General features: G+C 59.0%; 18 protein-coding genes. 17 read left to right on the top strand and 1 reads right to left on the bottom strand.

Translation table 11 applies throughout. The features are described from left to right. The first annotated feature begins 24 nt into the window (after positions 1–24). The 8 genes from HDC32_RS23570 to HDC32_RS23535 all read left to right on the top strand — a co-directional run bounded on the left by HDC32_RS23570 (position 25) and on the right by HDC32_RS23535 (position 12,869). Positions 25–8,556 carry a hemagglutinin repeat-containing protein gene (locus HDC32_RS23570; protein WP_184745670.1) on the top strand — a complete coding sequence of 2,844 codons (8,532 nt, stop codon included), beginning with the start codon at positions 25–27 and terminating at the stop codon, positions 8,554–8,556. 5 nt (positions 8,557–8,561) lie between these two features. Then, entirely contained in the window at positions 8,562–9,176 is a 615-nt protein-coding gene (locus HDC32_RS23565; RefSeq protein WP_167656016.1) for a hypothetical protein, read from the top strand. A gap of 359 nt (positions 9,177–9,535) precedes the next feature. Beyond that, on the top strand, positions 9,536–10,030 hold the full coding sequence (locus tag HDC32_RS23560) for a hypothetical protein (protein ID WP_139237781.1): 495 nt from the start codon (positions 9,536–9,538) through the stop codon (positions 10,028–10,030). A gap of 89 nt (positions 10,031–10,119) precedes the next feature. Further along, a complete protein-coding gene (locus tag HDC32_RS23555) occupies positions 10,120–10,338 on the top strand; it encodes a hypothetical protein (RefSeq protein WP_205885713.1) in 219 nt (72 codons plus the stop codon). A gap of 209 nt (positions 10,339–10,547) precedes the next feature. Next, on the top strand, positions 10,548–11,006 hold the full coding sequence (locus HDC32_RS23550; protein WP_167656015.1) for an SMI1/KNR4 family protein: 459 nt from the start codon (positions 10,548–10,550) through the stop codon (positions 11,004–11,006). A gap of 139 nt (positions 11,007–11,145) precedes the next feature. After that, positions 11,146–11,931 (top strand): signal peptidase I, encoded by a 786-nt coding sequence (gene lepB / locus HDC32_RS23545; protein WP_184745668.1) that lies wholly within the window; start codon positions 11,146–11,148, stop codon positions 11,929–11,931. Beyond that, positions 11,928–12,344: a hypothetical protein gene (locus tag HDC32_RS23540; RefSeq protein ID WP_184745666.1), complete on the top strand. Its 417-nt coding sequence runs from the start codon at positions 11,928–11,930 to the stop codon at positions 12,342–12,344. Before lepB ends, HDC32_RS23540 begins: the two co-directional genes overlap by 4 nt. Positions 12,345–12,434: 90 nt before the next feature. Then, positions 12,435–12,869, top strand: a complete 435-nt coding sequence (locus tag HDC32_RS23535; RefSeq protein WP_184745664.1) for an RDD family protein — start codon at positions 12,435–12,437, stop codon at positions 12,867–12,869. A 33-nt stretch (positions 12,870–12,902) separates the two neighbouring features. Here the strand turns inward: HDC32_RS23535 and HDC32_RS23530 are convergent, their stop codons facing one another. After that, positions 12,903–13,160 (bottom strand): hypothetical protein, encoded by a 258-nt coding sequence (locus HDC32_RS23530; RefSeq protein ID WP_145336111.1) that lies wholly within the window; start codon positions 13,158–13,160, stop codon positions 12,903–12,905. A 508-nt stretch (positions 13,161–13,668) separates the two neighbouring features. On the opposite strand from HDC32_RS23530, the gene HDC32_RS23525 reads away from it, so the two are divergent. The 9 genes from HDC32_RS23525 (at position 13,669) to HDC32_RS23485 (ending at position 20,798) form a co-directional block, all read left to right on the top strand. Continuing rightward, a complete protein-coding gene (locus HDC32_RS23525) occupies positions 13,669–14,061 on the top strand; it encodes a DUF2846 domain-containing protein (RefSeq protein WP_178116736.1) in 393 nt (130 codons plus the stop codon). A gap of 213 nt (positions 14,062–14,274) precedes the next feature. Next, positions 14,275–14,895 (top strand): hypothetical protein, encoded by a 621-nt coding sequence (locus tag HDC32_RS23520; protein WP_184745662.1) that lies wholly within the window; start codon positions 14,275–14,277, stop codon positions 14,893–14,895. A gap of 394 nt (positions 14,896–15,289) precedes the next feature. Further along, the gene (locus HDC32_RS23515; protein ID WP_184745660.1) at positions 15,290–15,871 is read left to right on the top strand and encodes a hypothetical protein; all 582 of its coding nucleotides are present in this window, start codon (positions 15,290–15,292) and stop codon (positions 15,869–15,871) included. Between the two features lie 39 nt (positions 15,872–15,910). Beyond that, positions 15,911–16,591: a CsgG/HfaB family protein gene (locus HDC32_RS23510; RefSeq protein ID WP_027608087.1), complete on the top strand. Its 681-nt coding sequence runs from the start codon at positions 15,911–15,913 to the stop codon at positions 16,589–16,591. Positions 16,592–16,620: 29 nt separating this feature from the next. After that, on the top strand, positions 16,621–16,983 hold the full coding sequence (locus tag HDC32_RS23505) for a DUF4810 domain-containing protein (protein ID WP_131697033.1): 363 nt from the start codon (positions 16,621–16,623) through the stop codon (positions 16,981–16,983). Continuing rightward, complete coding sequence (locus tag HDC32_RS23500) at positions 16,980–17,630, top strand: DUF799 domain-containing protein (RefSeq protein WP_131697032.1); 651 nt, start codon at positions 16,980–16,982, stop codon at positions 17,628–17,630. The genes HDC32_RS23505 and HDC32_RS23500 overlap by 4 nt, the downstream gene beginning before the upstream one ends. 217 nt (positions 17,631–17,847) lie before the next feature. Next, on the top strand, positions 17,848–19,470 hold the full coding sequence (locus tag HDC32_RS23495) for a VWA domain-containing protein (RefSeq protein WP_184745658.1): 1,623 nt from the start codon (positions 17,848–17,850) through the stop codon (positions 19,468–19,470). Positions 19,471–19,623: 153 nt separating this feature from the next. Continuing rightward, entirely contained in the window at positions 19,624–20,196 is a 573-nt protein-coding gene (locus HDC32_RS23490) for an RNA polymerase sigma factor (RefSeq protein WP_184745656.1), read from the top strand. After that, positions 20,193–20,798 carry a hypothetical protein gene (locus HDC32_RS23485; RefSeq protein WP_184745654.1) on the top strand — a complete coding sequence of 202 codons (606 nt, stop codon included), beginning with the start codon at positions 20,193–20,195 and terminating at the stop codon, positions 20,796–20,798. The genes HDC32_RS23490 and HDC32_RS23485 overlap by 4 nt, the downstream gene beginning before the upstream one ends.

Raw genomic sequence — 20,798 nt, 5'->3', positions numbered from 1 at the left:
CCCCCAGCCTTTGAGATTTTGAATATGGACGTTCGCCCCGTTACCGCCCTGAAAACCCTGAGCCAACGCGGCCTGGCCTTGATCCTGGCCAACGCGCTGTTCTGGCAGCCACTGCTGGCCCAGGCCGAAGGGATCGTGGTCAGTGGCCCGGGCACCACGGTCGGCCAGGCGGGAAACGGCGTGCCGGTGGTGAACATCGCCACGCCTAATGGCAGCGGCCTGTCCCACAACCAGTTCAAGGACTACAACGTCGGCCCCAACGGCGTGATCCTCAACAACGCCAACAGCATTGTGCAAAGCACGCAACTGGGCGGGATCATTGTCGGCAACCCGAACCTCAAGGGCGGCGCGGCGAATGTCATCCTCAACGAAGTCAAAGGCGGTAGCCCCAGCCAATTGCGCGGCTACACCGAAGTGGCGGGCCAGTCGGCCAAGGTCATCGTCGCCAACCCTTACGGCATCAGCTGCAACGGTTGCGGCTTTATCAACACCCCCAACGTCACCCTGACCACCGGCAAGCCAATTATCGATCAGGCCGGGAAACTGAAAAGCTACCAGGTCGACGGCGGCGCCGTGACCATCGACGGCCAGGGCCTGAACGCCAGCAACGTCGACCGCTTCGAGATCATCACCCGCTCGGCCAAGATCAATGCGCAAATCAACGCGCGCCAGTTGACCGTGATTGCCGGGCGCAATGACGTCGACGCCCAAAGCCTGAAAACTACCGCGCGCGCCGACGACGGCAGCGCCAAGCCGGAACTGGCCATCGACTCGTCGGCCTTGGGCGGCATGTATGCCGGTGCGATCAAACTGGTGGGCACCGAAGCCGGTGTGGGCGTGAAGCTCGACGGCACCCTGGCGGCCAGTGGTGGTGATATTCAGCTCGACGCCAACGGCCACCTGAGCATGGCCCAGGCCGCCGCCAGCGGTGCGGTGGACATCAAGGCCGCGAGTCTGGAGACCAAGGGCGCGGTGTACGCGGGCACCACCCTCAAGGCACAGACCAAGGGCACCCTGAAAAACAGCAAGACCCTCGCCGCGCGTGACAGCATCACCCTGGCCAGCAATGGCCAGTTGACCAACAGCGGCATCGTCGAGGCCGGGGTCAACGCCGACAACACGCGCAACACCGTCGGCGACGTCAAGCTCGAGGCCCAGCACATCAGCAACACCGGCACGATGATCGCCAATCGCGAGCTCAGCGCCACCGCCAATACCCTGGACAACCAGGGCGGTACCTTGAACGCCAAACAGGTGCTGAACGTCACGGCCGGCAGCGTCGATAACCGCAATACAGGTCGACTGCTCAGCGACGGTGCACAAACCCTCAACGTCAGCGGCCTGCTGGACAACAGCCAGGGCGGTATCATCGACAGCACCGGTGCGTTCACCCTCAACGGCAATACCCTGGATAACAGCACCGGTAGCCTGACCGCCGGCGTGGCGATCACCCTGGATTTGATCGGCGACCTGATCAACCGTAACGGCAAGCTGGCCAGCGCCGGGCCGCTGCTGATCCAGCGCGCCGCGCACATCGATAACCAGGGCGGCAAACTCGCCAGCCAGGGCTTGCTGACGGTATTCGCCAACAGCATCGACAACCGTAACACCGGCACCCTGGCCGCCAACGATGGCCTGACCCTGACCACCAGCGGCCTGTTGCAAAACAGCGGCAACGGCCTGATCCATAGCGAAAACTCTGGCGTGACCATCACCGCCGGTACGCTCGACAACGACGGTGGCCGCATCGCCGCCAAAGCCGGTGATGCGCAGATCGACGCTACGGATTTCAACAACGGCAGCGGCGCGCTGTTTGCTCGGGATCGCGTGCACCTGACCGGTAAGAATGTGGATAACGGCGGCGAGATCGCCGGCAACCGGATCGACGTCAGCCTGGACGGCGCATTGACCAACCGTGGCTTGATCGAAAGCGCCACGACGCTCGATGTCGCGACCGCCAGCCTCACCAACAGCGGGCAAATGCGTGCCCTGGGTCCCAGCGGTAAAACGCGCTACGCCATCGGTGGTTTGCTCACTAACAGCGGCCGTCTGGAGACGGCCAACGACCAATTGAGCCTCGCCGCCACCACCTTCCAGAATACCGGCGGCACGGTGTTGCATGTGGGCACCGGGGTGCTCGACCTCAGTGGCATCAGCCTCGATGACGTGGGTGGCAGCCTGGTCACCAACGGCGACCTGACCTTCGACAAAGTCAATTGGACCAACAGCACCGCGATCCAGGCCGGGCGCCTGACCGTCAACGTGGATAACCTGCAACAGACCGCCACCGGCAAACTGCTCGGCACCCGCGCCCTGGTCGGCAGCGGCAAGGACTGGACCGTGGGCGGCAGCGTCGCCAGCCAGGGCAGCCTGGATCTTTCGGTGGGCAACCTGCTCAACGACCACGGTCTGATCTTCAGTGGCGGCGACCTGAACCTCAAGGTCGACCGCCTGAAAAACCTCGGCGCCGCGATCTACGCCATGGGCAACCTGCGCGTCGACCGCGACGGCCAGGGCGGCTTGGCCACCAGCATCATCAACAGCTCGGGCACCATCGAGAGCGAGCGCAACCTGATCCTGGCGGCCAGCACGATCCAGAACATCCGTACTGTGCTCACCACCGAGTCTGGCATCTACAGCGCCTCCATCACGCCCATCGCCTGTATCGACGGGGTGACCGGTGGCGACTGCGAAGGCGGCAAGCAGAACCGGCCGTTCCAGATTACCCAGCGTGATCACTTCATCGTCAGCGATGCCACGGCAGCGTCCAGCATTACCTCGGGCGGCAACATGCTGCTCACCGGCGGCGAGCTGCTCAACAGCAGCAGTAGCATCGCCGCCGGCGGCAACCTCACGGCCATCGTCAACCAACTCACCAACGTCGGCGTCGTGACCCACGATACCCAGTATGACCGCGTCTTTACCTCAGCCCGCGAGCGCAAGCCCGGAGGCTGGTACCGCGAAGCCGCTGCGTTCACCCAGCGCTATTCGGCCGGCCAGGACATGGGCGGCGTTGAAGCGGGCCTGGCCTCGTTCATCGGCAAAATGGAGAGCGAAAAGACCGACCTGCGCAAAACCACCCAGCTGATGGTGCCCGACCAGAGCTACGCCGCCGTGATCCAGGCCGGTGGCAGTGTGGACGTGAGAGCCCAGGCCGGCATCGACAACAGCGTCGTGCGAGGTGGCTACACCTACGTCGGCAGCGGCGCCAACACCAATGCGCCGGGCTACTCGACCCTGGTCAGTCTCAACCCGCAACTGCCACCGGACGTGGCCCAGCAACAGGTCAACCCGCTGGGCCTGCCCGGCTTCGACCTGCCCACCGGCCAGAACGGCCTGTTCCACCTCAACGACCGCGATGGCGCAACCGGGCTGCCCACCAGCCAGTTCGCGGCCAACCCGCACAAGTACTTGATCGAAACCAACCCGCTGCTCACCGACATGCGCAAGTTCATGAGCTCGGACTACATGCTGACCAAGCTCGGCTACGACCCCGACACCGCGCAACGTCGCCTGGGCGACGGCTTCTATGAACAACGCCTGATCCAGCAAGCCGTACTCGCCCGCACCGGCCAGCGTTTCATCGATGGCCAGACCAGCGACGCCGACCTGTTCAAGCACCTGATGGACAACGCCATCAGCAGCAAAAGCGCGCTGAATTTGTCCGTAGGCGTGAGCCTCACCGCCGAACAAGTCGCCGCCCTGACCCACGACATCGTGTGGCTGGAAAACGCCACCGTCGCCGGCCAACAAGTGCTGGTGCCGGTGCTGTACCTCGCCCAGGCCAGCAACCGCCTGGCACCCAACGGCGCGTTGATTTCCGGCACTGACGTCAACCTGATCACCGGCAGCAACCTCAACAACGCCGGCACCTTGCGCGCTACCGGCAGCCTGCTGGCGAACGTCGGCGGCAACCTCACCAACAGTGGGTTGATGGAAGCCGGTGGGCGCCTCGACCTCCTCAGCGGCAACAACCTGACCAACCGCGCAGGCGGTGTGATCAGCGCAGGCAACGTCAACCTCGCCGCCGGCGCCGACCTGCTCAACGAACGCAGCGTCACCACCCACGAAAGCGCCAGCAACTACCGCACCGAACGCAGCGACTTCGTCGACAGCGCCGCGCGCATCGAATCGGCCAACGATTTGGCCATGCAGGCTGGCGGCAACGTCAACAACGTCGGCGGCGTGCTCAAGAGCGGTGCCGACACCACGGTCAAGGCCGTGGGCGACGTCAACATCACCGCCTCGAAAACCCTCGACAGCGGCGCCATCGGCAACCGTTCCAGCTTCACCACCATCGCCCAACAGGGCTCTGTGGTCGACGCTGGCCGCGACTTGCATGTGATCGCCGGGCGCGATATCAGCGCCATCGCCAGCCAGGTCGAAGCCAAGCGCGACGTCAACCTGATTGCCACCCGCGACCTCAACGCCATCGCGGCAGCCAACGAGCAACACTCCACGGGCAACACGAAAAAGGTCAAGAGCATCGAAGACCACGTGCAGCAAGTGTCCAGCGTGATCAAGGCCGGCGGCGACGCCACCCTGAGCGCCGGGCAGAACCTGCAACTGGTCGCCAGTCAGGTCAATGCCGGCAACGAGGCCTACCTGGTATCCGGTAAAAACCTCGAGCTCAAAGCCGCCGAAAACCAGGACTACAGCTTCTACAGCAAGACCAAGAAAACCTCCCAGGGCAAAAAATTCCGCCTGGATGAAACCGACGTCGTGAGCAACGTTGGCAGCCTGGTCAGCGCGGGGACGAACAGCACAGTCGTCGCCGGTGCAGACCTGCTGCTGGCTGGGAGTGCCGTCACTGCTGAAAAAGGCGCCACGCAGCTGGTGGCCGGCCAGGACGTGAACATCCTCGCCGTCAGTAACGCCGACAGCGCCCGCCACGAACGCAAGGAAAGCAAAAGCAGTTGGGGCGGCCTCAAGTCGAGCAAAGTCCAGGACAAAGTCGACGAAAAACGCACCACCGCCCTGGGCAGCATGGTCTCCGGCGAAACCGTCACGGTCGCCGCCAAGCGCGACGCCACGGTCACCGGCTCGTCCCTGGTCAGCACCGGCGACCTCGCTGTCCAGGCCGGCCGCGACCTGACCATCGACGCGGCGCAAAACACCTTCGCTCGCACCGACATGCACAAGGAAAAAAATCGCGACCTCACCGGCGTGCTGACCGGCAACAAGCTCGGTCTGGATGACATGACCGGCAACCAGAAGCTGTACATCAACAGCTCGAAGCACAACGGCACAGCCAATGAAATGACCTTGACCGGCAGCACGATTGGTTCGAGTGCGGGTAATGTGTCGCTGACGGCAGGGCGTGAGTTGAAGGTGGTGGCCAGTGATCTGGTGAGCACCAAGAACATGGAGTTGAGTGGGGCTGATGTCACCGTTACTTCGGGGATGGAGACGGCCAGTCAGACCAGTAAGGACAGTTCCAAGAGCTTGGCGGTTGGGCGCGTGATCGCGGGCACCGTGGTCGACACCGCCAACAGCATCCGCGACGCAGCCGAGGCGGCGCGCAGCTCCGACGACCCGCGCCTCAAGGCCGTGAAGATCGCCCAGGCGGCGCTGTCGATGTACAACCTGAATAACCAGGCGGGCGATCTCGCTAAACAAAGTACTGGCTTCAAGGACAAGACCGGTGGCTCTGCTGGCAACGGGTCGCTGATCAAGATCGGTACCGAACTGGCCAACACCCGTACCAAAAGCAGCAGCGAATACACGGCGCAGACCGCTCACCAGAGCAACCTCAACGCCGGGGGCAAACTGTCGATCATCGCTGCGGGCGATGCGCCGGGCACTGTGGGTGACTTGACGATTACCGGCAGTACGTTGAAAGCCGACAGCACGTTGCTGTCCGCGAAAAACAACATCCTGATGCAAAGCGCACAGAACACCACTGACCGTAAAAACGATGGCTCGCGCAACAGGACCGCTATCGGTGCCAGCTTTAACATAGGCGAGCAAAACGGTTTCACCATCGACCTCGGTGCACAAACCGCCAAGAACCTTGGCTCGGGTGGCTCGGTTACCCAGGTCAACACCACGTTGGACACCGGCTCGCTGGTGCTGCGCAGCGGCCAGGACACCAGCCTGATCGGGGCGCAGGTACGCGCTGAGCGTATCGATGCCAACATCGGCGGCAACCTCAACATCCTGTCGCGCCAAGACACCGAAACGTCCAAGAGCAAGCAGAACAGCGCGGGCTTCGGTGCGAGCATCTGCATTCCGCCGATCTGTTATGGCTCCCCGGTAACCGCGTCGGCGAACCTGGCGGCTTCGAAGATGAACAGCGACTACCAGGCGGTTACCGACCAGAGCGGCTTCTTTGCCGGTAAGGGTGGCTACACCATCGATGTGGCGAAAAACACCACCCTGCAAGGTGCGGTGATTGCCAGTGAAGCCACGGCCGACAAAAACCTGCTGCTCACCGATCGGCTGCTGGTCAGCGACATCAAGAATAAGAGCGAGATCAAGAGCCAATCGGCCGGCGTCAGCGTCTCCGGTTCCTACAGTAGCGGCGCGAGTACCCTCACGCCGGGTGCCTTGTATGGTATGTCGCTGAACGATTCGGACCACAGCTACACGCGCAGTGCCGTCAGCGAAGGCACGATCGTGGTGCGTAACCCCGAGGGTGCCAATGACCTGGTCGGCTTGAACCGCGACACGGCCAACGCCAACCAGCGTCTCGACAAGCCTGATGAAAAGGCCATGCAGGAACGCATGGATCTGATCAAGAGTTCGATGGAGTTGACCAAAGGGATTGGCGACGCCATTGCTGCATCGAGAATCAAAGCGGCTAACGACCCCAACAGTGAAGTCAGCAAGGCGGCGAGAGAGAAACTCGTGGCGAATGGGGTTGCCAACCCGACGCCAGCTCAGATCAGCCAGCAAGCCCAGCAGGATTATGGCGTTGGCAGCAGCTTCCAGAAGGCCAGCCAGGCGGTGACTGCCGTGGTGCAAGCGGCGATGGGGGGCAGCGTTGGTGGTGCGTTGGCAGGGGCGGCGGCGCCGTATCTGGCGCAAACGGTCAAGCAGATGACCGAGGGCGACCCGAACGCCAACTTGATGGCTCACGCCGTGCTGGGTGCGGTGTTGGCGCGGGCCGGTGGTAACTCCGCGCTGGCAGGGGCAGCCGGGGCCGTGGTGGCGGAGAAAACCGCACAGCTGATCAAAGAAAGTCTGTATGGCGGAGTCAGTAACGAAAACCTGTCCGAAGCGCAAAAGCAGACAATTTCCAGTCTCTCGACCCTGGCGGCTGGGCTCTCCGGATCGTTGGTTGGCAAGGACGCGCTGAATGCGGTGGCAGCCGCGCAGGTTGGGAAGAATGCGGTTGAAAATAACCTTTTGAGTCCAGCCAACGAATCTTTGCTTCAAAAGGCTCGCGATGCGATCAAACGCAACAAGTACACCTCCGAGGACGCAAAGACGCTGATTGCGCTCGATCAACAAGATCAGATTTCAGATGCTTTGGTTGAGCGCCTGCGCCGCAACCCAGACTCGATGTCGGCTGCCGATAAAGCCGCGGCGCAGGCGTATCTCGCGGATTACGCAAACGCACTCGTTGTGGCGTACGGGAAGGATGAGGCAGCTCGTCGCATCTACGCGCTTATGCGACCCGGTCCTCTGCGGCAAAGCAACGATGTGGCGTACGCAGCTGGGAATTCCATCAAAGACGCTTCCCTGGAACGGCTCTATCCCGGCGATCTGTCGGCGCAGATGAACCGCTCTCCTAGCGAAAACGAACAGCTTTACCGCGAAGCGCAACATATATGGCGCTTCGAACAGAACTATCAGGCAGAAGCTGCAGTTGGCACTCCTGCCTTGTATGCATTGGGCGGGTCGGTAGGCTTGGCAATACGGTTGGTGACTGCTGAAAGTGGGATATTGCAGATCACTTATGGTGGAGTACAGGCCAGCAACGGTGATGCGGGTGACGGTACCAAGAACATTTTTCTTGGGCTTTTGAACGCGTCGGCTGCGGGGTTGCCAAGTTTGTTTAAGGGACAGTCAGTCGCTGGCAGCACGAAGGTGACGATACCCAAAAATGAGAGCGTGGTTGGGGCAATACCCGACGCAGAGCTCGGCATTCTGGTTGATAGAAACGTTCTGCAAGCAGGCCCAAATTTCGCCAAGGGTAGCCTTGGTGCTGAAGGTGTTTTTCTTCCTCCTCAGGTAGTAGGTAGCCCTTATTTCATTCGAATCGATCCCATTAAAGGTCAAGGGCCGATGGCGATTGACTCATCTTTATTTACGTCCGGTCCAAAAACGATGGATGGAGGCGTTCGGAACTCCAAACAATTCTGGGCGGAGTGGAAAAATAACTACGGTGATACCCTTAGTCCACAAAACTTACTCCGTATTGAGGCAAAGCAGTCTCCAGTGGTCGATCAGCATTGGGTGGATAAATTTCCGGAACATCAGTCTTTTCTTGATGAAACCATTATTCACCACCATTTGGACTATGGTAAAAACGCGATTCCGCTCCCTAGCTCGGTTCATAGTAAGCAACCGGGATGGGGTATTTGGCATCCCGAACATTCAGGTCAATAGGTCACGTGATGATTAATGATTTAGATGGACTAATAAAATATTCCGAAAAAATGGCTGCCAGGTTTTCCGTCATTGCCTCAGAAATAAAGCTGTGTTCTCCTGGTTACTCAAAGAATTATTTGTCCTCGCTGAGGGAGGATGGACAACATTTTCCTGATGACTATCTGGTGTTGCTTGAGCGCGTGCAAGTGCTCGGCGTTTCAATCGGCCAATTGAATTTATGGCCAGTACCTTACGGGCGGCGCGAGTTATCGTCAGTCCTGATAGAGGCAAACAGAAGCCCTGAAAATCCATGGCTTACATTTTACAATGATAACGAAATTGTTGAGGTTGCACGTTGGGAAGCCAATATTATTTGTTTAGGGCGAAAAGACTCCAGTAATAACAGCAGGGCCTACTTCTTGGATATAAGTTCTGGTCATAAATTGAGTTTGCGGCCAATGGCAGACTCTTTTGAACAACTGATTATCGTCGCGGGCAATTTGCATGAGGTCTCAATGGATTATGAGGAAGAACCAGAATCCGGCGTGCAGGAGTTTTCTTTGCGCTTAGTGACTCTTGGAATTAAGGCGGATGCTTCCGCTTTATGGCTTGAGCTGTTGAATGAGGCACTTTACTAACGGAAAGTCGCCCGTCGGTGTCTTTTTCTAGTTGATAGGTCGAGAAATCAGAAGTCGGGGGGCAGACCACATTTTTATAAAGTTTCCAAATAAGCGGGAAAATTTTCTTGGTGGCGTGGCGGGCGTAATTACTGTAGTTATTGATGCTCTTTAAAAATCCATTTTTTTGGATTATTTTTCGTGATTTTTATATGCGGCTATGCTTAAGTCTCTGAAATTTTAAGGGGTTAATGTTGGAATAGGGATCAGGCCACGATTAGTGCACCAATGTATATTGGCGGTTTGCCCCCTATTTCTGCTGCGGTACGGCAGAGTGTATTTCATCGGGTGCCAATATCGATCTGGTTGATGCCAATACGTTGAAATGGATAAAAGCGGCCGATGCCAAGATAGTCTCCGATGTTGGAACGGCCATGGGTGGCATAGCAGTATTCACGACGGGAGGCGCAGCCGCTGTAAAGGTATTCCTGTCAGTGAGGCTGCGAGAGTATCCAATGCACTGGGTGTTGCTAAAGTCTGAGATGAACTGGCCGAAAGGGATATTGGTGCTTTCAAGGGAAATTAGTATGAAGTCGGCTTTGTACAAATACCGGTATCTATTGGGGGCATTGTTGTTGATCGCCGCGTTACTCAATTGTTTTCTTCGTTTTTGGGGCGATGCAAGGCCATTTTTCAGCGCTCTGATGCTTCAGTTGTGGTTTGGGCAAGCTGTGTTTGCATATCTGAGAGGCGGCTGGATCTCTATAGGTCCAGGTGGTTTAGGCAAAGATGCAAGCCCTGTGGGGCGGGCATCACTGGCGTGCGTGTCTTTTGTTATTTATTTGTTGGGGTTTGTATTGGAATTTAGTCAATGAAAATAGGGGGCAGACCACGGTTACATTAATGGTGGTTTGACCTCTATTTCCCTGCTTCTAACAATCATGTTCCCTATGCAGACTAAAATATGAATATGTCTATCGTTCGGAAGGGTGTTGTTGTCACTGGCGAATATTCTGGCTGGGAAATTGTTGTTGCGGACGACCGTGATGGCGATACTGGTGGGTATTATCTTTACTTGAAAAAAGGTGATATTGAAGGGTTTGAATATTGGTTCGAGCGTGAGGCAGGTCTTCAGGCTCAGTTAGTTGATTTTGAGGTGAAGTGGATAGTTTTACAAGTTTAATTCGCATGGCTTTTAATTTACCTTTGGCACGAAATTGGGGTCCCGAAATCGGAATCAGACCACGCTTTAATGATGGTCTGAGCCCTATTTCCCCTGTTTCAGTTCCTACGGATTTGAATGCAAAAACTTTGACAAAGCAGGCCAAAGAATTTAACTCTTCTCAGTCGGATTGTTGGACGTTGCGGGCTCGGAGCGGGGAGTAATTAGGCGTGGATTATTCGAGAATAATTAATCTTATTGGAGAGTCGGAATTCGTTGAGTTTTCTGATTATGGTGACGGGATTGCTGATGAGTGGATTTATAAAGCTGAAACTCGTCTTGGGTTGAAACTGCCTGATAGCTATAAATGGTGGCTGAAGTGTTATTCTGGCGGGGAAATATCTGGGGAGGAGATTTATAGTATTTGCGAAATGGATTTTGACAGTGTAAATGGTGGTGATATCGTTTATATGTCAATCGTTAACGGTCGAAATGGGTTGTGTGGGAAGGAGAGGCTATTTATCTGTGAAGCGCCGGGGACAGGGGAATCATTTTATTTTGCCACGGACGATGGTCTTAATGATGGGGAGTATCCTGTTTATAGGCTTGATCTTTCTAATCAAGCTTCTAGTGTGTACGCGAAAAATTTTATCGATTTCTTAGAAAAAAGAATAATGGCTTACAGTTGATTAATGATTATGGAGAAAGGGAAATCAGGGGCAGACCACCGTCACAATCCTTAGCCAGTTAACAGCGATTAAAGGTTATGTGGATTGGCGAGCCCAGCAGTAATATGCGCGGCGCCAGCATTTGCATTAAGGACGATCAATGAAACCCGCAAAATTCTCCCTCCAGGCCTTCCTGATGGCCTGCCTCATCCCCGGCTGGGGTTTGGTGTATGTAGGCCGCACGCAGTGGGGTATCCGGGTCGCAGCGTTGTTGCTCGGCGGGGTCGCGCTGATGGGCGCCTTGGGGTTGGTCACTACGCCCCTTGGGCTGTATGCATTCTTCGCTTTCGTCATCACGGTCAAACTGACCTCTGCCATCGTGTCCGCCGTGTTGGCCCGTCGCTACAGCGGTCCGCCCAATGTGCCGCGTAAACGCTTCCACGCTCTTTACGTCGGCGTGGTGGTGATCCTGGTGCTGACGCTGGACGTCTTTCGGGTGCCGTTGTTGGGCTTCAAAAACTATTACATTCCATCGGGGTCGATGGTTCCGACGTTGTCGATTGGCGACTACATCATGTCGGACCTGCGGGCTGGCGTGCCCAAAGTGGGGGATATCGTGGTGTATCGCTGGAATGGCACCGAGGCGGTCAAACGGGTGGCGGGAATCGGTGGTGACACTCTGGCCATCGTCAATGGCGAGGTTATCCGCAACGGTGAGAACCTGGGTTTGTTTCACGCACCGGCTGAGCGCGTCAAAAAGGACTACTCCCTTGAGTTGGCGCCACTCCAGGTAGCGCCGGGGCATGTGTACCTGTTGGGCGACAACCGTGATGTCAGCAACGACAGCCGCTTCATGGGCCAGGTTGCGCTTGAGGATGTGGTGGGCAAGGTCTCCGGCATCTGGTTTTCGAATGAACGAGCGCGTATCGGGACGACGTTTCCATGAGCTTTTCGAGTATCGGCTGTCGGATCGCCCAGTGGCTGTGCCTGCTGCTGATGTGCGTCAGCGCCATCGCGTTCATCCTGGCCTGGGCCTACCTCTATCGTGATTCGTCTTGGTTGGGCACGGCCGCGGCGGGTTTCGTCTGGGGTGGGATCGGGTTGTTGTTCGCGTGTGTGTTTGAACGGTCTCGAACCGCCGCCGCCGTGCTGCGATTCATGCTGACTCGGACATCGGCGTTGCTGGTGTTTGCCGCCGGGGTGGCCTATCTGGTTGGTCTGCTGTGGGTCGGGCCGGAGCAGGACTTTATGGACGCTCAGTTAAAGGGCGCGTCGTGCGGTAAGTACACGGGCACGATTGAGAAAGGGTGGGAGCAAATCTGCGCCCGTTCACATTCAGAACAGCCACAAACGCCATGAGGTTAAAGCCACCGGGTATGGACGCGAGCGGGCATGTACAACGTGTGCCGGCCTCAATGACATCTCTTCGACTTTTGGATAAATGACTGTATGAGCGAATCAGTATCGGCCGCAGGCACCTGGAATTTCGCCAGCCCAGGCAAGCGCCTGCTCGGCTATTTCATCGATATGGCCGTGGTGCTTTTCCTGCTGTTTTTGAACCGAAACCTGGACTACGCCTATTTCTATCTGGGCTCTGCAGGAGGCCCGGCATTGTTTGATGCCCTCCACTATGTGCTGCTGTTTTCAGCCTTCGGGTACTACTTGTTTTGCGATGCCTTGCCCAATGGCCAGAGCTTGGGCAAGCGGGTATGCGGCACGGCCGTGGTGGGTTACCCGTACCCCACGAACTGCACGCTGTTCCAATCGTTCCTGCGCAATTTTCCGAAGCTGCTGTTCAGTGTGCTAGACGGTCTTTTTGTACTGTTCGGCCTGCGTCGTCGCTTGGGCGATATGTTGGCCAAGACGATCGTCGTCAATACCTGAGCAGGGCGGCCTGGACGGGCCGCCCGGTTTAACTCAGGACGGGTTGGCGTTCAGCCTGCGACTGATCACGTCCAACAAATCACAGCCGTCACGCAACGGAATCGCCAGCAGATGGGCGAAGTCCTGCAGCACCACGGCATCGCTGCTGAGCTGATCGCGGAAGGCCAGGTTTTCCAAGAGTTGGGTGACGGCTTGGATGCGATGCACGGCGGCGTCGTGGAGGACGTCGAGGGGGGCTTGGGTGTCGATGAGCAGGGCGGGGACGGTGCAGTCGTGGCCGGTCAGGGGCATGTAACGGTTCATAATTGGCACTCTGTTAAGTGGTTGAGACCACCACTCAATCGTCGCCAAACGAATGGGTGGCAGCTGTACGCAGGTTGGCGAACCGGCAACAGAGTAAACCGGCAGACCCGGAGGTCTCCCGCGCACAGCCGCCATAAAAGGCACGGCTTTGCGGGTGCAAAAACACCTGCATGAAAGCGGATTGCTTTTGCACTCTGTTGTCAGGTCGCCAAACCTGATCGCCATTTGGACGACGGCCGGACTATAAGCCCCTCACCCAAAACCGCGCAAGGCATCAGGGTGATGGCACAATGCCTCATGTAATGCCATCCGCTGCCGACACACTGGCGATGCACAGACGCATCAAAAATCTGAACCGGCCTTCGCCGGCGTTTTCGAAACCGCCCCACCGCTACCCACAAGGAAGAAATACATGATCAAGTTGTTCTGCAAAGCCGCTGTCGTTGTGTCCCTGGCCACGCTGTTTGGCTGTTCTTCGACGCCGTCGGTAGAGAAGATGCAGGCTGACGTGGCGAGCTATTCGCTGCCCAAGGCTGCTGTGGCCGATAAAGGCTTGGTGTATGTCGTACGCCCTAGCAACGTCGGGATGCTGGTACGGTTCAACGTGTTTCTGGATGACAAGGAAGCCGACTCGGAGATGGGTTACAACCGCGGTAACCAATACATCTATTTTTTCGTGACGCCGGGCAAGCATGTGATCAGCTCCAAGGCTGAAAACTGGGCGGACATGCCAATCGACGTCAAGGCCGGTCAGGTGGTTTACCTCAAGCAGGAAGTCGAAATGGGCTTCGCCGTGGCGCGCAACAGTCTCAAAGTACTGAGCGATCTGGAAGGCCGCTATCTGGTCAAGGATGCGTCCTTGGGCACCGTGGCAAAAGAAAGCAAGTAACTAAAAACACTTAAGACGGCCGGGCCCCGAGCTCGGCCGTTGTCGCTGTTCATCCGCCCTGCACACTTAGCTTGATAAGGGGCTGACACGCGATTCTTCAACCCTCGTTGACTGACCACGACATAAGCCGGAGTGGCACCGTATGGACGCAAATCCCCCGCTAAGCGCCTGACCCTTCCGGCCCGCAATTATTTAGACCCAAGGAAGCTGTCAATGAAACTGTATCGTCTGTTTATCTCGCTCGCTGCGGTGGCGACCTGCACCAGCAGCTTCGCCGCGGCGCCTGCCCTGCAAAGTTTTCTCGCCTGCGACCAGAACTCCCTGGCGGTGGTAAGCCAGCCAGGGCTCAAGGAACGTGTTGCCCATAAGCTGGAGAACGGCAAGATCACGCTCAGTGGCGGCACAAAATCCGATATGGGCCAGCGTTGGATGTTCGATACGCCACTGACGCTTGACGGTGTGACCTTGACCGGCTTTTTCGCCGAAGACCAGGACCTGATGGGCTCGCGCATCATTAACTGGGGTTTCTACACCGAGCAGGCGCCCGACGCGCTTTACGCACAACTGAGTAAAGTACCGGGTACGGCGTTGGAGAAAGCCAACGGTATCTACGCGCGTGCGCAGATCTGGTCGCACAAGCAATCAGCCTGGGTGCCGGAAGGCGGCGATGACAACGCGGGCAAGCTGGTCACCGATACCGCCGAACGCATCTTGATGGTCGAGCCCGCACCCGGTGACCTGGCCAAGGCCAGCAATGGCATGATCACCTGTTCGGTTCAGGGTGCGGTGAGTGCAGCGATGCTCAAGACCACTCGACCTGACCTGATCAAGTGAACTGAGGCCGGCAAGGATACCGCGGGCATGCTCAATGCCTGCGGTGTTCTCTGGTTTTTCGCGAGCAAGCTCGCTCCTACAGGGGGCGGGGTTACAGCAACTTGCGCTGCACCGGTTCATCCAGCGTACTGCGCGTCAGCGCCTCGACCACTTCCCGTGTATCGCTCTGGAACGGGATGCCCACGATCTGCACCAGGCACGTACGCCGGGTGCAGCGCGCGATGGCCCTGGAGGGCGGTCATGTTGAATTTGAGCGTGACGTCCTGCTCGCCCATAACTTGAGGGAATGTGCGCCACCGCACGGCATCCGACGAAACACCTTGAGAAGCGCCCTCAACCCCGTAAAATGCCGCGATTGTTTAAAGCACGATACTTTTCAGGGATGAATTCAGACATGCGCGCGTTTGCCGTATTCCTCTGCGTCTGCCTACTGGCGGGCTGCGCCTCCAAGCCGGAGTACTACATCTCGCCGGCGCCGGTCACCATTCCCAAGACAGCCACTTACTGGCTCGACACGTTTGATGTTGAGGTGGTGGGCAAGAACGAGCGTTTCTTGCCGGATGACAAGGTTCGCCAGCAACTCGGTGTCGATCTGGTCGACCGCCTGCTCAGCGCCAAGCGCTATGCGACCAGCAAGGAAAAGGCCGATTACCTGCTGGATGTCAGCATCGTCTATACGCGCCATATCCCGGACTCCAAAGGCGGCCTCTCGACGTTGATCGTTGATGACAACACCATTCTGGCCGCTGTCGATTTCAGTTATCGGGTCAAGGTCAGGAAGGGGGCTGGCGAGGTCCTGCATTTTGCCAAGACGCGTAACAACCTCGTGCCTGCCGGTGTGATGGGTGAAGCGCAAAAATGGAAGACCATGGGCGGCATCATCACCAACTCCGGTAACTCGAGCGTCGAGCGTTTTTATACCGGCGTGTTGAGCCGCGACATCGTCGATGATCTGCGCGATATCCCGTCTCGCTAACGTTGCCCACTACCGATTTATCACCCCCAGGAGCACTACGTGAACACACTGTCCAAAATCCTGCTGTCGGGCCTCACCGCCGCAGCGCTGTTGACCGTGGCCGGTTGCGCCACGGAGAGCAACCGCGCCATGCCGGTGGAACAAGTCGCCAGCGCCAACGTCGCCTATTCCGGCGTGCGTGTGCCCATCGCCGTGGGCAAGTTCGACAACCGCTCCAGCTACATGCGCGGCATCTTCTCCGACGGCGTCGACCGCCTCGGTGGCCAGGCCAAGACCATCTTGATCACCCACCTGCAGCAGACCAACCGCTTCAGCGTGCTGGACCGCGACAACATGGGTGAAATCTCCCAGGAAGCCGCGATCAAAGGCACCGCGCAGAAGCTCAAGGGCGCTGACTACGTGGTGACCGGCGACGTGACCGAGTTCGGTCGCAAAGAGACCGGCGACCGCCAGTTGTTCGGCATCCTCGGCCGTGGCAAAACCCAGGTGGCCTACGCCAAAGTCGCACTGAACATCGTCAACATCAGCACCTCCGAAGTGGTGTATTCCACCCAGGGTGCCGGTGAATACGCGCTGTCCAACCGTGAAGTGGTCGGCTTCGGCGGCACCGCCAGCTACGACTCCACCCTCAATGGCAAGGTCCTGGACCTGGCCATGCGCGAAGCCATTAACCGCTTGGTCGACGGCATCAACGCCGGCGCCTGGAACCCGCGCAACTGATCAGCAACCTCTCAAGGAGCAGTACACGGATGAGCAAGGCAGTGAAGTCGGCGCTGATGCTGACAGCAATCGCGGCGGTCGCCGGGTGCCAGACGGCGCCTCAGCCCCTGTATCAATGGGAAAGCTACCAGCCGCAGGTTTACGAGTACTTCAAGGGCGAGCCCAAGGAAGCGCAGGTCGAGGCGCTGGAGCGTGATCTGCAAAAGATCAACGCCAGCGGCCGCAAGGCGCCGCCGGGCTACCACGCGCACCTGGGCATGCTGTACCTGAGCATGGGCAAGGACGACCAGATGGTGCAGGAATTCCGCACCGAGAAGGCGCTGTTTCCCGAGTCTGCTTCGTACATGGACTTCCTGCTGAAAAACGCCAAGACCGGAGTGGCCACTAAATGAGCCTGTTAAAACTCACCGGCGCCTTGCTGGCCCTGGCTTTGCTCGGCGGTTGCGCAGCCCCCAAGACCATTGATTACACGGCGTACAAGCAGGCGCGGCCCAAGTCGATCCTGGTACTGCCGCCGATCAACGAGTCGCCGGAAGTGCAGGCCTCGTACAGCCTGGTCTCGCAAGTGACCTACCCGCTGGCCGAAGCCGGCTACTACGTGCTGCCGATTGCCCTGGTGGACGAAACCTTCCGCCAGAACGGCCTGACCACCGCCAACGATATCCAGGGCGTGCCACCGGCCAAGCTGCATGACATCTTCGGCGCGGACGCGGCGCTGTACATCACCGTCAGCGAGTACGGCACCAAGTACATGCTGATCTCCAGCGACACCGCAGTGACGGCCTCGGCCAAACTGGTGGACCTGCGCACCGGCACCACCCTGTGGACCGGTTCGGCGCGTGCCTCCAGCGAGGAAGGTAACAACAACAGCGGCGGCCTGATCGGCATGCTGATCACGGCGGCGGTCAAGCAAGTGATCAACAGCTCCACCGATGCGGCGCACCCGATTGCCGGCATCACCAGTGCACGCCTGCTGTCGCCGGGCCAACGCGCGGGGATCCTGTACGGCCCGCGTAACCCGAAGTACGGCACGGATTGATATCCGGGTTCTGAGAACACCACGGTCCAAATGTGGGAGGGGGCTTGCCCCCGATAGCGGTAGATCAGTCAGTACATGTTTGACTGACCCACCGCCATCGGGGGCAAGCCCCCTCCCACATTTGAATGTCCGTGTTATTTGAATCAGGGTTAACCCGAACATCCCGCACCCTGCGTCTGACCTTGTGAACGGATCATTCATTCACGAGGTTCAGCCCATGTCCCGTCCCCTGCTTTTCCTGCGTCCTGCCGCCCAAGGCTTTGCCGTCACCATGGTGGTGGCGCTGGCCGGTTGCGGGCTGTCTTCGTCCCCCGAGTTGGCCAAACCGGCCGAGCCCGTCGCCGAGTTGCAACGCGCGTCACCCCAGGGCGCCTTGGTCAAACGCATGGCAATGCCCGCGCCAATGCGCATGCAGGAATCAGCGGCGATGGACTACCGCAGCGAACCCCGCGAGCAATACGCGAACCTGCCGGACAACCCGGTACATCGGGTGGCCGAAACGCCGGTGTCCACCTTCAGTGTGGATGTCGACACGGGCAGCTACGCCAACGTCAGACGCTTCCTCAACCAAGGCAGCCTGCCGCCCGAGGGTGCTGTGCGACTGGAGGAAATGGTCAACTACTTCCCCTACCACTACGCCTTGCCCACCGACGGCTCACCGTTTGGCGTGACCACCGAAGTCGCCGCCACACAGTGGAACCCGCACACCCAACTGCTGCGCATCGGCATCAAGGCGTCCGACCGCGCCGTGGCGGACCTGGCGCCGGCCAACCTGGTGTTCCTGGTGGACGTGTCCGGCTCCATGGATCGCCGCGAAGGCTTGCCGTTGGTGCAAAGCACCCTGAAATTGCTGGTGGACCAGTTGCGTGATCAGGACCGGGTTGCGTTGGTGGTGTATGCCGGTGAGTCCCGCGTGGTGCTCAAGCCTACGTCGGGTCGCGACAAGGCCAAGATCCGCAATGCCATTGATCAACTCACCGCCGGCGGGTCCACGGCAGGCGCATCCGGCATCGAACTGGCCTACCAGATGGCCCGCGAAGGCTTTATCGACAAGGGCATCAACCGCATCCTGCTGGCCACCGACGGTGACTTCAATGTGGGCGTCAGCGACTTCGACAGCCTCAAGCAAATGGCCGCCCGGCAGCGTAAAAGCGGCGTGTCCCTGACCACCCTCGGCTTCGGTGTGGATAACTACAACGAACACCTGATGGAACAACTGGCCGATGCCGGCGATGGCAATTACGCCTATATCGACAACCTGCGCGAAGCCCGCAAGGTGCTGGTGGATCAGCTCAGTTCAACCCTGGCAGTGGTCGCGCGGGATGTGAAGTTGCAGGTGGAATTCAATCCGGCACAGGTCAGCGAGTATCGACTGCTGGGCTATGAAAATCGCGCCCTCAAGCGTGAGGATTTCAACAACGACAAAGTCGATGCCGGTGAGATCGGCGCAGGGCATACCGTGACCGCGCTGTATGAAATTGTGCCGAAGGGCGAGAAGGGCTGGTTGGAACCATTGCGCTACACCCGCGTGCCCGCCGCTGAAGGCGGTGCCAATGAGCTGGCGATGTTACGTGTGCGCTACAAGCCTGCCACGGGCGGTGATAGCCGCTTGATCGAACGGCCCATCAGCAAGGAAGTCACCCAGGCCAGCGACGACCTGCGCTTCTCGGCGGCGGTGGCCGCCTTCGCCCAACAGCTCAAGGGCGATGGCCGCTACACTGGCAGCATGAGTTTGAAGGACACCGCCGCACTGGCCCGCTCGGCCAGGGGCGATGACCCGTTCGGCCTGCGCAACGAGTTCGTGCAACTGGTGGAACTGGCCCAAAGCCTGAAACCCTGATCTCGACCACGACACGGATCAAATGTGGGAGGGGGCTTGCCCCCGATGGCAGTGGGCCAGTCAATACATCTGTTACTGATACACCGCCATCGGGAGCAAGCCCCCTCCCACACATGAACAGCGTTAAATTTATAAAAGGAGTTCGCCCCCTACATGGCTGTTCCAGATGACCCACCCAGCGACGAATCGCTGCTGGCCCGTTACCGAACCGGTGACGCCGCCGCGTTCGAAGCCTTGTACGCGCGGCATCGCCAAGGCCTCTACCGCTTCCTCGTGTCCCTGAGCAACAAGGCTGAACTGGCCGAGGAAATCTACCAGGAGACCTGGCTCAGCCTGATCCGCAGCAACACCCAGCCACAGGGCCGGGCGAGCTTTCGTACATGGCTGTTCCAGATTGCTCGCAACCGCCTGATCGACCATTGGCGCAAGCACGGCATCCACAACCCGCTGCACGACAGCTACGATGAGCAACTGCACGCCCAGGCCGACGACCGCGCCGGCCCTGAGCAACAACTGAGCCTGAGCCGCGACCAGGCGCGCCTCGACGCCGCCCTGCAAGACTTGCCCGAAGACCAGCGCGAAGTCTTCCTGCTGCGCCTGCACGGCGACCTCGAAGTGCCGCAAATCGCGGCCCTCACCGGCGCCCCGCTGGAAACCGTAAAAAGCCGCCTGCGTTACGCCCAGCAGAAACTGCGCCGCCTGCTGGCCGAGGAGATACTCGCATGACCGACTCCCGACACACTCCCGACTCCGACGACGTGCTGATCCAGCATTACCGTCAACACAGCACCGGCGAGCCGCCCGCGTCCCTCGATGCCTTCATCCTCAACGCCGCCCGCCGTGAAGCCCCGGCGCCGCCACCGAGCCTGTGGCAACGCTGGCTGCAAGCCTGCCAACGTCCGCGCTGGCAAATGGCATTCGCCACCGTGGCCGGCTTGGCGCTGATGATCGGCGTGGTCACGCGCTCGCCAGTGCCGCAACCCGAAATCTCCACCGCGACCTTCTCCGCTATGCACGAGGAAGCCGCCCGCCCGGCGCCGCAAGCGTTGTCCGCACCGGCGCCGATGGCGCGCATCGCCACCGCGCCCAAGGCTGAAAGTGCACCGGTTCAGGCTGAAATTGCAGGTGCGATGGCTGATGAATCGAGCGCCAGACTCAGCAAGCGCGCGCCGTCAGCGTTGCCGTCGCTGGAGCAAGAGTTACAGGCGATAGTGCGCTTGCGTGAAGCGGGTCAAAGCAAAGCCGCGGATGAAAAACTGCTGGCGTTGCACGCGCGTTTCCCCGAAGAAGACCTGCCGGCGCGGCTGGAGGCGTTGCGCAAGCATTGA

Origin of the sequence: Pseudomonas sp. JAI120 (genome assembly GCF_014207255.1) — a bacterium.
Taxonomy (GTDB): domain Bacteria; phylum Pseudomonadota; class Gammaproteobacteria; order Pseudomonadales; family Pseudomonadaceae; genus Aquipseudomonas.
Note: the sequence above shows the minus strand (reverse complement) of the source record. Positions and strands in the feature narration are given on the sequence as shown.